Consider the following 15,148-nt stretch of genomic DNA (forward strand, 5'->3'; position numbering starts at 1 on the left):
GCATGGCCCGCGTACTCCTCGCTCTCGTCATCGTCGTCGTGGCGTTCACCGTCTACGCGCTCGTCGATTGCCTGATGCTGCCGAAGGCGCGCGTGAAGGCTCTTCCGCGCGTGGCGTGGGTGTTCATCATCATCCTGTTCACCCCGATCGGCGGCATCCTGTGGCTCGTCTTCGGGCGGGCCCGACGCACCACGTCCCCGACCATGCGCGCCATGGGTCCGGATGACGATCCCGATTTCCTCGGGACCATCCGCATGGTCCCCGATCCGACCGAAGATGAGCGCATCCGCGAGCTCGAGAAGCGTCTGGCCGAGACCGACGACGAGACGGACAACGGCAGAACCGACCGGTGACCGCCTCCGCCCCCACACCGTCAGGGAGCGCGGACGCGAGTGCTGCGGCGACCTTCGCCGACCGCCTCGTGCGCGCCCTCGCCGCACTCGGGGTGCAGCACGCTGTGGTCTCCCCGGGCTCCCGCTCCCAGGCCCTCGCTCTGGCGCTCGCCGAACTCGAGACCGAGGGCGTGCTGCAGCTCCACGTGCGCATCGACGAGCGCGTCGGCGCCTTCACCGCTCTCGGAATCGCACGGGAGACCGGGGTTCCCGCGCTCGTCGTGACCACATCGGGCACGGCGGCCGCCAACCTCCTGCCCGCGGTCGTGGAGGCGAGCCATTCCGGCGTGCCGATGATCGTGCTCACAGCCGATCGCCCCGAGCACCTCCGAGGCACCGGCTCCAACCAGACCACCTACCAGCCCGGGCTCTTCGGCCGCTTCGCGCGCTGGGAGGCCGACGTGCCGGCACCGACCCTCGAGGCGATCCCGGATGCGCGGCGCCTCGCCGCCGAGGCGGTCGCGGTCTCGACGGGCCCGGATCGCGGCCCGGTGCACCTGAACCTGCAGTTCGTCGAGCCGCTGTCGGGCACGGTGCTCGCTGACGACGGCGCCGCGAACGACACCCCGCCGGCCGCCGGCACCGCGGCGAACGACACGGCCGCCCGCACAGGCACCGACGCCTCGCCGGCCGCCCGCACCGGCACCACCGCCGAGCGTCGCACCCGCCACCTGCCGCGCGGCCCCCGCACCCTCGTCGTCGCGGGCGCCGATGCGGGCGAGCGCGCCCAGGAGATCGCCGCCGAGGCGGGCTGGCCGCTCGTGGCGGAGGTCTCGAGCGGAGCGCGGTTCGGTCCCCTTCTCGCTCAGCACCATCGCGAACTGCTCGACCATCCCGACTTCGGCGGGCGGGTGGAGCGCGTGGTCGTGCTCGGGCATCCCACGCTCAGCCGCCAGGTGGCCGCACTGCTCAGCCGCGACGGACTCGACCTCACCGTCGTGGCCGGGCCCGGCGAGCCCGTGGTCCCGCATCCGGATGCCGTGCTCGTCGACGAGGTCACGGTCGACCCCGAGGACCGTGCCGACCGGGCCGCCCGTGCCTGGACCGGCCAGTGGGTGTTCGCCGGCCGCGACCTGGCCGAGGAGGCCGCCGCCGAGGACGACGTGGCACCGCCCGTGATCGTGCAGGGCGGCAGCGAGGACATCGAGGGGTCGCGCGCCTACGCCAAGGGCGAGCTCGCGGCCCTGAACGCCCCCATCACCCGGCGCGCCCTCGCGCTCGCGGTGTGGCGGGCGACCTGGCCGCACGACCGGCTCGTGCTCGGGGCGTCGCGCCTCATCCGGGAGCTCGATGCGGCGGCGCCGGGCAAGCGGATCTCGGTGCACGCGAACCGCGGACTCGCCGGGATCGACGGCACGGTGGCGACCGCCACGGGCATCGCCCTCGCGAGCCAGAGCGCCGGTGCCGGTGCCACCCGCACGGCTCGCGCGGGCACGGCTCCTGCCGGCACCGCTCGCACGGCCCGCGCCGGCACCACCCGCGTGCTCCTCGGCGACCTCACTCTCCTGCACGACGCCGGTGCCCTGCTGCTGCCCCCAGGGGAGACCGCTCCGCGCCTCCAGCTCGTGGTCGGCAACGACGGTGGCGGCAGCATCTTCGACGGGCTCGAGGTGGCGGGCACTGCGGCACCGGATGCCTTCGACCGCGTGCTCTTCACCCCCCAGCAGGTCGACCTGGCGGCGCTCGCCGCGGCCTACGGCTGGACCCACCGCCTCATCACCCGCCGCGGCGATCTCGACTCTGCGTTGTCGTCACCGCCTCCGGGCCGCAGCATCATCGAGGTCCGGCTCGCGCGCTGAACGCGACCGCCTCGACCACTCGGTCCGCGTCCTCTCCTCCACACCCGACGCACAGCGGATGCCCGGGCGGGATCCCTGTGGACAAGTCCAGGATGTCGGATCCGCGAACTAGGCTCGACACGTGACCCTCCCCACCGCCTCCGCCGCCCTCGACACCCTCAGCCGGGTGTTCGGCTACGACTCGTTCCGTGGCGACCAGGCCGAGATCATCGACCACGTCATCGGCGGGGGAGACGCGGTCGTGCTCATGCCCACGGGTGCGGGAAAGTCGCTGTGCTACCAGGTGCCGTCGATCGTGCGGCAGGGAACGGGCGTCGTCGTCTCGCCGCTCATCGCGCTCATGCACGACCAGGTGGAGGCCATGAAGGCCGTGGGCGTGCGCGCGGCGTTCCTCAACTCCACGCAAGACGCAGGCACCCGGGCCGAGGTCGAGTCGGCCTACCTCGCGGGTGAGCTCGACCTGCTCTACGTCGCACCCGAGCGGCTCTCCTCCGAGAGCACCAAGCGGTTCCTCGCGAGCGGCGAGATCGCGCTCTTCGCGATCGACGAGGCGCACTGCGTCTCCCAGTGGGGCCACGACTTCCGGCCCGACTACCTGGCGCTCGCCGAACTCGCCGAGCGCTGGCCCGACGTGCCGCGCATCGCCCTCACCGCCACGGCCACCGAGGCGACCCACAAGGAGATCACCTCTCGGCTGTCGCTCGGCGAGGCGCGGCACTTCGTCGCGTCGTTCGACCGGCCGAACATCCAATACCGCATCGACCCGAAGAACGAGGTGCGCAAGCAGCTGCTGTCGTTCATCCGCTCGGAGCACCAGGGCGACGCGGGGATCGTCTACGCCATGTCGCGGAAGACGGTGGAGCAGACCGCCGCGTTCCTGGCGCAGAACGGCATCGACGCCATGCCGTACCACGCGGGGCTCGACGCGGGGGTGCGGGCGCGCACGCAGGCGCGGTTCCTACGGGACGAGGGAGTGGTGATCGTCGCGACGATCGCGTTCGGCATGGGCATCGACAAGCCCGACGTGCGGTTCGTGGCGCACATCGACCTGCCGAAGTCGGTCGAGGGCTACTACCAGGAGACGGGTCGTGCCGGCCGAGACGGCCTCCCGTCGACGGCGTGGATGGCCTACGGGCTCAACGACGTGGTGCAGCAGCGACGCATGATCGACGAGTCGCCCGGCGACCTGGCGCACCGTCGTCGGCTGTCGTCGCACCTGGATGCGATGCTCGCGCTGTGTGAGACCGTGCACTGCCGCCGGGTCAACCTGCTGGGGTACTTCGGCCAGCCGAGCGAGCCGTGCGGCAACTGCGACACGTGCATCACCCCGCCCGAGGCGTGGGACGGCACGGTGCCGGCGCAGAAGCTGCTCTCCACGGTGGTGCGGCTCGAGCGGGAGCGCAATCAGCGTTTCGGCGCGGGGCACCTCATCGACATCCTGCGCGGCAAGCGCACCGACCGGGTGGGGCAGTGGGGGCACGATGCGCTGAGCACCTGGGGCATCGGCGAAGACCTCAGCGAGCAGCAGTGGCGCGGTGTCGTGCGGCAGCTGCTCGCGCAGAGCCTGCTCGCGGTGAACGACGACGGCTACGGCACGCTCGTCATCACCCCCGCCAGCGCGGAGGTGCTCTCGGGCACCCGCACCGTGCAGCTCCGGCGCGAGCCCGAACGGGCGGCGCGTTCGGGTTCCGGCTCGGGTGGTTCGGGTTCGGGCGGTTCGGGGCGCACTCGCTCGTCGGCCGCCAAGGCGGATCTCTCTGAGGCGGATGCCGCGCTGTTCGAGGAGCTGCGGGCGTGGCGAGCGGCCACGGCTCGGGAGCAGGGAGTGCCGGCCTACGTCGTCTTCCACGACGCCACGCTCGCGGCGGTCGCCTCCCTGCGTCCCGCCTCGGTCGCCGACCTCGAGGGCATCGCGGGCATCGGCGAACGCAAGCGCGACTCCTACGGGGCCGGCCTCGTGGAGGTCGTCGTCGCCGGCACCTTCACCCCGGTGGAGTCCGACGGTGCGGCGGATGCCGCCGGCTCCGGCGCTGCGGGCGACGCCGCGGCCTCGAGCGGCTCCCATGCAGGCTCTGGCGCGAGGGGTGCGGGCTCGCGCAGCGGTGGCTCTTCCGGCACCGGATCGGGTTCACGCGGCGGTGCCAATGGCAGATCAGCGTCGCGCGGTGGTCGCTTCACGTCCGCCCGTGGTCAGCAGCCCGCCTTCGATGAGGCGCCTCCCTTCGACGACGTCCCGCCGGACGACGACGTCCCCTACGACGACTACCCGCCCTACGACGACCTCGACGCCCCGCCTGCCCAGCCCTGATCCGCCGGCCTCGACGCCTGAACCGGCGCGTGCCACGGGCGACGGCTACGAGCGGGCGTCGAGAAGAGACTGCATGTAGTCGATCTCACTCTGCTGAGCCACGATGATGGCGTTCGCGAGCGTCACCACGAGGGGGTTCGTGGTGCGGGCGACCGCCGCCTCCGCCATCTCGACACCACCACGATGGTGCGCGATCATCAGCTGGAGGTAGAGGCGCTCGGCCTCGACTCCGCGCAGCCGCTGGAGCTCGTTGAGCTGCTCGAAGGTGGCCATGCCCGGCATCGGATCGCCCGGCACCATGGGCTCGGACGCCGGGGTGGACGCCGCGTCATCCATGAGCGGATCCGCCGTGGCCTGCGCGCCACCGTGACCGTGGCCCGAGTCGGAGCCGTCGAGGGTGGGCTGGAGCATCCAGCTCATCACCGGGCGGGTCGAGGCCTGCGAGAGACCCCACATGTTGAGCCACGCGTACATCTGGCCCGACTGCTGCGACTGGGAGGTCGCGATGTCGTAGGCGAGGGAACGCACCTCGGCGTCGTCGGTGACGTCGCGCAGGATGAGCGACATCTCGACCGCCTGGTTGTGGTGGGTCTGCATGTCACGCGCGAAGCCCGCCTCGACACTGCCGTCGGAGGGCGTGGGCACGCGGGGAGCCGCGAGCCACCCGGCGGAGAAGACCGCCACCACCACGACGACCGCCGCCACGACGCCCGCGAGCACGAGCCGCCCCCGCCCACCGCGTCGCGGCACGGCCTCTGCGGGCGTCGCGGGCGTCGCGGTCGTCGCGGTCGCTCGATCTCCCGGATCCGGGGGAGCGCTGCCGGAGAGCTCCCCGGGCGTCAAGCGACCTTGCCCGGGGCGTTCAGGCCGCCGGTGCAGGCGGCGCCGGGCTCGGGCGCGTCGTTCGAGCGCCAGAACTTCTTCACGAAGTCGCCGAGCCGCTCGTCGTCGACGCCGTCGAGGAGCACCTGGTTGTTCCAGGCCGAGATGACGACGGGAGCCGGGATGCCGGGGTAGGGCGAGAGCACCACGTAGTTGTCGGGCAGCGAGTCGCGCAGCGTCTGCACGCCGGCCTCGTCGACCAGCTCGGGGTCGTAGGTCACCCAGACAGCGCCGTGCTCGAGCGCGTGCACCGCGTTCTCGTCGGGCACGGGCTCGGTGTAGACCCCGCAGTTCAACCACACGGCGTTGTGGTCGCCTCCCGCGGGTGGGGTCTGCTCGTAGTCGACCGAGGTGGTGACGTGGTTGGCCGTGAGCTCGTAGGTCTGCAGGTCGCCGATCGCGATCGACGCCGGGTCGACCTCGGGCTCGGCGCTCGTGACCACGAACGTGATGATGAGCCCCACAGCGAGGACACCCGCGATGCCGCCGCCGATGATGCCGAAGCGGCGGTTGCGCTGCTGCTTCTTCTGCTGCGCCAGGTGCGCCGCCACCTTCTCGGCACGACGGGCCTCGCGCTCCTCCTTGACGGAGAGCTTCTTGGCCTGGTCCTTCGCCTTGGGCGGCACGCCGCCGGAAGCCGAACCGCCGGAAGCCGAACCGCCGGACGCGGATGAGGACGAGGAACGGGTGGCGTCGTCGTTGCGAGGAGTCACGGGTCTCATTTCGAAAGGGACTTATTGTCGGTACAACTATTCCGGATCCGGCTGAAGAATGCATCCGAACCCCGCTCCGGCACGATCCTCAGGGTGAGTTCCTATGAATGCTCCCATAGCCGCACCCGCATACACCCCGTGTGAGGATCGGAGAATGCTCAAGACCGTGCTGCGCGGCGTCACCCGCCCCGTCGCCCGGGTGCTCTACCGGCCGACCGTCACAGGCCGCGAGAACGTCCCACGCCAAGGCCCCGTGCTCTTCGCGAGCAACCACCTGAGCTTCATCGACAGTGTCGTGATCACGCTCATCGCCCCCCGCGACGTGCGGTTCCTCGCCAAGTCCGAGTACTTCACCGGCACCGGCGCCAAGGGCCGGGTCTCGAAGGGCTTCTTCGAGTCGATCGGCGCCATCCCCGTCGACCGTGAGAGCAACACCGCCGCTCAGGACTCGCTCGAGCGCGGCCGGGAGGTGCTCGAGGCCGGCGGCGCCTTCGCCATCTACCCCGAGGGCACGCGTTCCCGCGACGGCCGGCTCTACAAGGGCCGCACGGGCGTGGCCTGGCTCGCCCTGACCACGGGCAGTCCCATCGTGCCGGTCGCGCTCACCGGCACTGAGGAGCTGCTGCCCGTGGATGCCAAGGTGCCGCGGATCCGCCCCGTCACGATCCGGTTCGGCGAGCCGATCGACCCGACCTCGTACGGCGAGGCGGGCGCGGCCCGCTCCCGCCGCCGACTCACCGACGACGTGATGCTGGCCATCGGCGAGATGTCGGGCCAGGAGCGCGCGAACGCCTACAACGAGCCTCCTGCGGCCTCGGTGGTGGAGCGCGTGCGCCGAGTCCTGCACCGCAACGACCCCAGCTGACCGCTCCGACCCGATCCCGCCCCCTACCAGGTCGTGCGTGCGGCCGGACCGGGGACGATGGCCGCCGACGAATCCGGCACGGCCCGCCCGCTCTCGTCGACGAAGGCGAGACGGAGCGGGGCACCCGTCGCAGCATCCACCACGCGGGAGCTCCGCCCTCCTGCATACGGATTGAACGTGTCACCCCACTGGATCATCGCGCCCGCCACCAGGGCCAGCCCCCGCCCGCTCTCGGTCAGGTGGTAGCTCGACCGCTCCCGGGAGCCGGCCTCCCGGTAGGCGCGCTTCTCCAGCACCCCAGCGGCGACCAGCTTGGCGAGCCGGTCGGTGAGGATGTCGGTCGAGGCGCCGAGCGAGTCCCGGAACTCCGAGAAACGGCTGCGGCCCCGCAGGGCGTCCCGCACCACGAGGAGCGACCACTTCTCGCCGATGACCTCGAGCGTGCGCGCGATCTGGCAGCGAGGCCCGTCGTCGCCCGCGCCGACAGCCCCGCCGACAGCTTCTCGGTCCGCCTGCGACCTGGCCTCTGACTGCGTCTGCATGCCGTCACGATACTCGCATCCGGTCTGAGTTGGAAATTCCAATCGAGAGCCGTAGAGTGCGGCTATGCCTCGATCCCGAGCCGCCTTCTGGTCGTCCGCCGCCGTTCTCGCGCTGTGCCTGTGGGCCAGCGGCGCGCCGAGCGTGCTCTACCCCGAGTACGCGGAGGCCTGGGGCCTGCCCGCCGTGGTCACGACCTCCGTCTTCGGCGCCTATCCGGCGGCGCTGCTCATCGTGCTCCTCCTCTTCGGCGGGGTCTCGGACGTCATCGGCCGCCGACGCGCCATGCTCCTCGGTGTGGCACTGCTGGCCGCCGCCGCGATCGTCTTCGCCGCAGCGCCGAACGTGGGGTGGCTGTTCGCCGGACGCATCCTGCAGGGCATCGGCACGGGATTCGCGCTCGGTGCCGCCAGCGCCGCCCTCGTCGAGAACAACCCGACCGGCAACCCACGGGTGGCGAGCACCTTGACCACGGTGTCGACGGCGGCAGGGCTCACGCTCGCGCTGGTCGTCTCCGGAGCCCTGGCGCAGTACGCACCGCTGCCGCTCGTGCTCTCCTACGTGGTGCTCGCCGTGCTCTGCGCCGGCGCCGCCGTCGCGGTCTGGCGGACACCCGCGGATGCGCCCAGAGGTGCCGGTGGAGCGAGACGCGAGGGAGCGGCCTGGCGCCCGGCAGCGCTCCGGCTGCCACACGGCATCCTGCTGCCCTTCCTCGCCGCCGCGCTCTCGGTGGCGACCGCCTACAGCATGGGCGCCGTCTTCCTCTCGCTCGGCGCCCAGATGGCCCGCGAGCTCACCGGCACGACCGACCTCCTGGTGATCGGGGCCCTCCTCGGGATCTCGTCGGTCGCCATCGGCCTCACCGCGCTCTTCCTGCGCTCCGTGCCGGCGCACGCCGCCATCATCACGGGTGGCCTCGTGGTGCTCGCCTCCCTGGGCCTCATGGCGTGGTCGGCGGCGAGCGGGTCGCTCGGCCTCTTCCTCGCCTGGTGCGTCGTCGGGGGTGCCGGCTACTCCTTCGCCTTCAGTGGCGGCCTCGCACTCGTGACCCGCGTGGCGCCGGGTGAGCATCGCGGCGCCACCCTCTCGCTGGTCTACCTCGTGGCCTATCTGCTGCAGGCGTCGACAGCGGTCGGGGCGGGAGCGCTGGCCACGGCTCTGGGGCTCGGCCCGGCGATCGACGTGATGGCGCCGATCCTCGCGCTCCTCGCCACGGCGGCGCTCGTGCTGGCCGCGATCGATCGCGCTGCCGGCCGGCGAGGCGCCGTGCGCGCTTTGTCTGACTCGACACGTCCCGAGCCCCGCCCGTTGTAGCCGTTCCACAGCTGCCTCCTCGACTGCTCCCGCGCATTTGTAGGCGGCGCACGCCTGGTTTCCGCATCCCCGACCCCCGACCTAGCGTGGGATCCGCCCACACGAACACGGTCGATCACGAGGATGGCGATGACGCACACGGTCGAGAACACAACCACGGCACCCAGCACCGACGAAGCGGTCGAGGTGATCGAGAACGACCTCGACGAGAGCGCTCGCGTGCCCCGCAAGGGCGGCCGCGACAAGAGCGGCGCGAAGTCCGAGCGCTCCGACGTGGTGGTGGCGCGCACCGACGTGGAGTGGCTCGGCCGCTACCTGCTCGGCACCTGGGCCGACGTGCGTCTGGCCTCCCGCGAGCTGACGGCCCGGCCGGAGATGCAGCGGATCGAGGGCCAGACGATGGCCGACCACCGCGAGCGGGTCTTCGGCCAGCTGAAGCTGCTCGTCGAGGACGGCGCCGTGCACCGCGCCTTCCCCAAGGAGCAGGGTGGCGAGGACGACCACGGCGGCAACATCGCGGGCTTCGAGGAGCTCGTGACCGCCGACCCGAGCCTGCAGATCAAGTCGGGCGTGCAGTGGGGCCTGTTCGGCGCGGCCGTGCTGCACCTCGGCACCGCCTACCACCACGAGACCTTCCTGCCCGCCATCATGAGCCTCGAGGTGCCCGGCGCCTTCGCCATGACCGAGACCGGGCACGGATCCGACGTGGCCGCCATCGGCACCACCGCCACCTACGACGAGGCGAGCCACGAGTTCGTGCTCGACACCCCCTTCCGCGGAGCCTGGAAGGACTACCTCGGCAATGCCGCCAAGGACGGTCTCGCCGCCGTGGTCTTCGCCCAGCTCGTGACCAAGAACGTCAACCACGGCGTGCACGCCTTCTATGTGCCGCTGCGCGATCCGGCGACAGGTGAGTTCCTGCCCGGCATCGGCGGGGAGGACGACGGGCTGAAGGGCGGCCTCAACGGCATCGACAACGGCCGGCTGCACTTCACCGGCGTGCGGGTTCCCCGCGCCAACCTGCTCAACCGCTACGGCGACGTGGCGGAGGACGGCACCTACTCGAGCCCCATCGAGAGCCCCGGCCGCCGCTTCTTCACCATGCTCGGCACCCTCGTGCAGGGCCGCGTCTCGCTCGACGGCGCCTCGGTGGCCGCCGCGAAGATCGCCCTCACCATCGCGGTCACCTACGGCAACGAGCGCCGCCAGTTCACCGCAGGCAGCGACACCGACGAGGAGGTGCTGCTCGACTACCAGCTGCACCAGAAGCGGCTCATGCCCAAGCTCGCCACCACCTACGCTGCGAGCTTCGCGCACGAGCAGCTGCTCACGAAATTCGACCAGGTGTTCTCCGGTGCCGCCGACACCGACGACGACAGGCAGGATCTCGAGACCCTCGCCGCGGCCCTCAAGCCGCTCAGCACCTGGCACGCCCTCGAGACCCTGCAGGAGGCGCGCGAAGCCTGCGGGGGCGCCGGATTCCTCGCCGAGAACCGTCTGGTGGGCCTCCGCGCCGACCTCGACATCTACGCGACGTTCGAGGGCGACAACCACGTGCTCCTGCAGCTCGTGGCCAAGCGCCTCCTCAGCGACTACAGCCGCCGCTTCGCCAAGGCCGACTTCGGCGTGCTCGCGCGCTACGTGGTGGAGCAGGCCTCGGATCGTGCGGTGCACGGCTCCGGGCTGCGCTCGCTCGCGCAGCGCGTGGCCGACTTCGGCTCCACCGCCCGCTCGGTCGGGCAGCTGCGCGATCCCGATGCGCAGCGACAGCTGCTCACCGACCGAGTCGAGACGATGGTGGGGGATGTCGCCGCGAAGCTCCGCCCCGCGTCGAAGCTCTCGCAGAAGGCCGCCGCCGACCTCTTCAACCAGCACCAGGTCGAGATCATCGAGGCCGCGCGTGCCCACGCCGAGCTGCTGCAGTGGGAGGCCTTCACCCAGGCCGTCGAGGGCGACGCCGGAGCCCACGGCGTCGGTGCGGGCATGGATGACGGTACGCGCGTGGTGCTGACCTGGCTCCGCGACCTCTTCGGTCTCGGCCTCGTCGAGAAGCACCTCGCCTGGTACCTGCTGAACGGTCGGCTCTCGCCCCAGCGCGCCCAGGCCGTCGGCCAGTACACGCAGCGCCTCTCGGCCCGCATCCGCCCGCACGCCCAAGATCTCGTGAAGGCGTTCGGTTACGGGCCGGCCCACACCCGCGCGGCCATCGCCACCGGCGCCGAGAAGACCCGCCAGGCCGAGGCCCGCGACCACTACCGCGACGCCCGCGCGGCCGGCACCCTCCCCGCCCCCGAGAAGAAGCCCAAGGTGCGCCGGTAGGAGGTGCCGCCCGCCCCACTGGTACCCGGGTACCAGAGCCCCGCCCCACGTCGGCACCCGCGGCCGACGATCGGGCGGGGCTCTCTTCGTAGCGTGGGAGAGGTGGCGCAGACGCGCCTCTCGAACAACTCGAACAAGCGGGGACGACAGTGATCGAAGCGACGACCTTGACCAAGCGCTACGGCGCCAAGACAGCGGTGGACGGGGTGAGCTTCGCGGTGCGCCCGGGGCTCGTGACCGGGTTCCTGGGGCCCAACGGCGCCGGGAAGTCCACCACGATGCGCATGATCGTGGGCCTCGACCGCCCCACGAGCGGTCGAGTGACCGTGAACGGCATGCCCTACGCCGAGCACCGCTCGCCCCTGCACGAGGTGGGGGCCCTGCTCGAGGCGAAGGCCGTGCACACCGGCCGGAGCGCCCGCAACCATCTGCGTGCGCTCGCGGCGACCCACGGCATCCCGCGCCGCCGCGTCGACGAGGTCATCGACCTCACGGGGCTGCACTCGGTGGCCGGCCGCCGTGTGGGCGGCTTCTCGCTCGGCATGGGCCAGCGGCTCGGCATCGCTGCGGCGCTCCTCGGCGACCCGGCCACGCTCATCCTCGACGAGCCCGTCAACGGCCTCGACCCCGAGGGCGTGCTCTGGGTGCGCGGCTTCGTGCGGCAGTTCGCCGCCGAGGGCCGCACCGTGCTGCTCTCCAGCCACCTGATGAGCGAGATGGCGCTGACCGCCGACCACATCATCGTGATCGGCAAGGGCCGGGTGATCGCGGATGCGCCGGTGGGCGACATCGTCGGCTCGACGAAGACCTACGTGCGGGTACGGAGCCCTCGGATCGACGAGATCGCACGCCGGCTCGGTCAGCCCGACGTCGAGGTCACGAGCACCGCCGCCGACACCATCGAGGTGCGAGGCATCACGGCCGAGGTGATCGGCGACGCCGCCCTGCAGCTCGGGGTGGCGCTGCACGAGCTCACCGAGATCACCGGATCGCTCGAGGACGCCTACATGGACCTCACGCGCGACGAGGTCGAGTACCGCACCACCGTGGGCGCCTCCGCAGCTTCCGCAGCCTCCGCCGGCCCGTCCGCCCCCTCTGCAGCATCCGCGTCGACCGAAGGAGCCCTCCGATGACCGCCACCGTGACCGGGCCCGCCGTGGCCCGCCTCTCGCACCAGCCCCTCCCGGAGGCCAGGCTCGGCTTCGGCGGCGTGCTGAGGAGCGAGTGGATCAAGCTCACGACCGTGCGCTCGACCGTCTGGGCCTACGCGATCATCTTCCTCCTCCAGCTCGGCATGGGCGCCGTGATCGTGCTCTCCCAGCCCGAGGAGTACCTCGAAGCGTCGGCCCCCGCAGACGTCGCGGTCTTCTCGGCGAGCCTCGGGGTGATGCTCAACCAGCTCGTGATCTCGGTGCTCGGCGTGCTCGTGATCACCGGCGAGTACGGCACCGGGCAGATCCGCTCGAGCCTCACCGCCGTGCCGAGGCGGCTCCCCGTGCTCTGGGGCAAGGCGATCGTCTTCGGCGTCACGAGCTTCGTCGTGGGAATCGTCTCGGTGCTGGCCTCGTTCGGGCTGAACGCCGTGCTGCTGCAGTCGCGCGGGGTCTCCGTGACCCTGTTCGACGCCGAGGTGTGGCCCTACCTCGTGGGGGCCGCCGGCTACCTCGCCCTGGTGGGCCTCATCGCCTTCTTCCTGGGCGCCCTCATCCGCCACACCGCGGGCGGTGTCGCTGCGGCCATGGGTCTCATCCTCGTGGTGCCGAGCGTGCTCGGGTTCATCAGCGCCGAGTGGGTCACCGTGCTCGGGCAGTGGCTGCCTATGAGCGTCGGGCAGAACCTGTTCTTCCCGGCCACCGTCTTCCAGCCCTGGCAGGCGATCCTCGTTATGCTCGGGTGGATCGCGGTCGTGGCCGTTCCCGCTGCGATCCTGCTGAAGCGCCGCGACGCCTGATCGGCCGGGGCAGAGGGTGCGAGCAGAAGGAGGGGAGACGCGTCTGAGCGAGGATCTGCGTCTCCCGAAGCCCCCCGGCTTCATCCGCTCGTACTTCAACCGGTTCCCGTGGGTGCTCGACAGCCTCATCGCCGCGGGCTACGTGGTGCCGATGGGGGCGGTCTCGCTCGTCGCCTTCGTCGCCTCGCTGTTCGGGGCGTCGCCGTTCACCGACGACCCGATCCGCAGCACCCCCGTCTGGGGCCTGCTCATGCTCTACACGACGGCGGCCGTGACGGTGGGACTCCTGTTCCGCCGTCACGTGCCGTTCGTCACCGCCACGATCTGCGCGGCGGCGATGCTGGTCTCGGCGCCCGTGACGAACCAGATCGACGCCGTGCCGATGATGTTCGCGCTCTATGCGCTCGCCGTGTACCGCTCGGCCAGGGCGGCGTGGCTCTGGACACTCATCGCGTCTGCGGTGGGCATCGCCTCGACGGTGCTCTCCGATCCCTTCGACCTCGCGTCGATCGTGGGCTACGGCCTGCTCATGACGATGCTCATGACCATCGCCACCCTCGTGGGCATCACCTTCGGCAACCGGCGCCGCTACATCCAGGCGCTGCTCGACCGGGCCCAGCAGCTCGCCAGGGAGCGCGACCAGCAGGCCCAGCTGGCGGCCGCCGCCGAGAGGGCCCGGATCGCCCGCGAGATGCACGACATCGTGGCGCACTCGCTCACCGTGATCGTGGCCCTCTCCGACGGCGCGGAGGCGAGCATCGAGCGCTCGCCCGAGACCGCCAAGGAGGCGGTGCGGCAGACCGGCATCACGGCCAGGCGCGCGCTCACCGACGTGCGGCGCTCCTTGGGCGTGCTCACCGAGCCCGACGGTCGCGGCGGCGGCGCAGCGCCGATCGCACCCCAGCCGGGGCTCGCCGACCTCCCCGAGCTCATCGCCTCGTTCCGGGCCGCGGGTCTGCCGGTGCGCTTCACGACCTCGGGAGAGCCACCGGCCGATCTCCCCCTGCAGGTGACGGTGTTCCGCGTGGTGCAGGAAGCCCTCACGAACGCCCTTCGCTACGCCGTGCAGGTGACCGCCGTCGACGTCGTGCTCCGCTACGTGGGCACACCGGGAGGCGGATCGGCCGTCTCGATCGAGGTGACCGACGACGGCGTCGACCCCGGCCGCGGCGCCTCCTCGGCCGGATCCGGTCGCGGCCTCATCGGTATGCGCGAGCGCGTGGCCGTCTACGGCGGCACCGTGAGTGCGGGCCCGGCCGGCAGCCGCGGCTGGCGCGTGAACGCCACCCTGCCCTCGACCCCTCACGACCCCGGAGGCCCACGATGACCGATTCGACACCCGCCCCCGCCCCCGCCCCTGCAGCCGCACCGCGCATCCGCCTGCTGCTCGTCGACGACCAGCAGCTGATCCGGCTCGGGATGCGCATGGTGCTCGAGGCCGACCCCGGCTTCGAGGTGGTGGGCGAGGCCGGTGACGGCCACGAGGCGCTCGCCGCTGTGGCCAGGCTGAGGCCCGACGTCGTGCTGATGGACGTGCGGATGCCCGGCATGGACGGCATCGAGGCCACCCGCCGGGTGGTCGAGGCGCACCCGGAGAGCCGCATCATCATCCTCACCACCTTCGACCTCGACGAGTACGCCTTCGCGGGGCTGAACGCCGGCGCCAGCGGCTTCCTGCTGAAGGATGCGCAGCCGGCCGAGCTCGCCGCGGCCATCCGCGCGGTCGCCTCGGGCGACGCGGCCGTGTCGCCGCGCGTCACCCGCAAGCTCCTCGAGCTCTTCGGGCCGCAGCTGCCCTCCGGTGCGCCGGGAGGCGCGGCGGCCGACACCGCCCCGGCACCGGACCAGCGCTTCGCGAGCCTCACCGAACGCGAGCGGGACGTGCTCGTGGCCATGGCCGAGGGGCTCACGAACACCGAGATCGCCGCCCGGTTCTACCTCTCCGAGTCGACCGTGAAGACCCACGTGGGCCGCGTGCTCCTGAAGCTCGAGCTGCGGGATCGCGTGCAGGCGGTCATCTACGCGTACGGTGCGGGACTGGTGTGAGCCCGGCCGCGCTAATCTG

General features: G+C 71.8%; 13 protein-coding genes. 10 read left to right on the plus strand and 3 right to left on the minus strand.

Annotated elements, in window-relative coordinates:
* Positions 1-2 precede the first annotated feature (2 nt).
* The 3 genes from N1028_RS14275 (at position 3) to recQ (ending at position 4,499) form a co-directional block, all read left to right on the plus strand.
* A complete protein-coding gene (locus N1028_RS14275) occupies positions 3-353 on the plus strand; it encodes a PLDc N-terminal domain-containing protein (RefSeq protein WP_259530034.1) in 351 nt (116 codons plus the stop codon).
* Positions 350-2,191, plus strand: coding sequence for a 2-succinyl-5-enolpyruvyl-6-hydroxy-3-cyclohexene-1-carboxylic-acid synthase (gene menD / locus N1028_RS14280; RefSeq protein WP_259530035.1), 1,842 nt, complete (start codon positions 350-352; stop codon positions 2,189-2,191). The genes N1028_RS14275 and menD overlap by 4 nt, the downstream gene beginning before the upstream one ends.
* A gap of 121 nt (positions 2,192-2,312) precedes the next feature.
* The gene (gene recQ, locus N1028_RS14285; protein WP_375163426.1) at positions 2,313-4,499 is read left to right on the plus strand and encodes a DNA helicase RecQ; all 2,187 of its coding nucleotides are present in this window, start codon (positions 2,313-2,315) and stop codon (positions 4,497-4,499) included.
* Positions 4,500-4,544: 45 nt separating this feature from the next.
* Here the strand turns inward: recQ and N1028_RS14290 are convergent, their stop codons facing one another.
* Together N1028_RS14290 and N1028_RS14295 are read right to left on the minus strand one after the other, a co-directional pair.
* Positions 4,545-5,342, minus strand: a complete 798-nt coding sequence (locus N1028_RS14290) for a DUF305 domain-containing protein (protein WP_259530036.1) — start codon at positions 5,340-5,342, stop codon at positions 4,545-4,547.
* Positions 5,339-6,094, minus strand: coding sequence for a thioredoxin-like domain-containing protein (locus N1028_RS14295; RefSeq protein WP_259530037.1), 756 nt, complete (start codon positions 6,092-6,094; stop codon positions 5,339-5,341). The genes N1028_RS14290 and N1028_RS14295 overlap by 4 nt, the downstream gene beginning before the upstream one ends.
* A gap of 154 nt (positions 6,095-6,248) precedes the next feature.
* On the opposite strand from N1028_RS14295, the gene N1028_RS14300 reads away from it, so the two are divergent.
* Positions 6,249-6,959: a lysophospholipid acyltransferase family protein gene (locus tag N1028_RS14300; protein WP_259530038.1), complete on the plus strand. Its 711-nt coding sequence runs from the start codon at positions 6,249-6,251 to the stop codon at positions 6,957-6,959.
* A gap of 23 nt (positions 6,960-6,982) precedes the next feature.
* On the opposite strand, the gene N1028_RS14305 is transcribed toward N1028_RS14300, so the two are convergent.
* Positions 6,983-7,501: a winged helix-turn-helix transcriptional regulator gene (locus N1028_RS14305; RefSeq protein WP_259530039.1), complete on the minus strand. Its 519-nt coding sequence runs from the start codon at positions 7,499-7,501 to the stop codon at positions 6,983-6,985.
* Between the two features lie 64 nt (positions 7,502-7,565).
* Between N1028_RS14305 and N1028_RS14310 the strand changes: the two genes are divergently transcribed.
* The 6 genes from N1028_RS14310 (at position 7,566) to N1028_RS14335 (ending at position 15,129) form a co-directional block, all read left to right on the plus strand.
* Complete coding sequence (locus N1028_RS14310) at positions 7,566-8,813, plus strand: MFS transporter (protein WP_259530040.1); 1,248 nt, start codon at positions 7,566-7,568, stop codon at positions 8,811-8,813.
* A gap of 129 nt (positions 8,814-8,942) precedes the next feature.
* Positions 8,943-11,132 (plus strand): acyl-CoA dehydrogenase family protein, encoded by a 2,190-nt coding sequence (locus N1028_RS14315; protein WP_259530041.1) that lies wholly within the window; start codon positions 8,943-8,945, stop codon positions 11,130-11,132.
* 149 nt (positions 11,133-11,281) lie between these two features.
* Complete coding sequence (locus N1028_RS14320; RefSeq protein ID WP_259530042.1) at positions 11,282-12,265, plus strand: ABC transporter ATP-binding protein; 984 nt, start codon at positions 11,282-11,284, stop codon at positions 12,263-12,265.
* Positions 12,262-13,083 (plus strand): ABC transporter permease, encoded by an 822-nt coding sequence (locus N1028_RS14325; RefSeq protein ID WP_259530043.1) that lies wholly within the window; start codon positions 12,262-12,264, stop codon positions 13,081-13,083. The genes N1028_RS14320 and N1028_RS14325 overlap by 4 nt, the downstream gene beginning before the upstream one ends.
* 16 nt (positions 13,084-13,099) lie before the next feature.
* Positions 13,100-14,410 (plus strand): sensor histidine kinase, encoded by a 1,311-nt coding sequence (locus tag N1028_RS14330; RefSeq protein ID WP_259530044.1) that lies wholly within the window; start codon positions 13,100-13,102, stop codon positions 14,408-14,410.
* Positions 14,407-15,129, plus strand: a complete 723-nt coding sequence (locus N1028_RS14335; RefSeq protein WP_259530045.1) for a response regulator — start codon at positions 14,407-14,409, stop codon at positions 15,127-15,129. Before N1028_RS14330 ends, N1028_RS14335 begins: the two co-directional genes overlap by 4 nt.
* The last annotated feature ends 19 nt before the right edge of the window (positions 15,130-15,148 follow it).

Origin of the sequence: Herbiconiux oxytropis (genome assembly GCF_024979315.1) — a bacterium.
Lineage (GTDB): Bacteria > Actinomycetota > Actinomycetes > Actinomycetales > Microbacteriaceae > Herbiconiux > Herbiconiux oxytropis.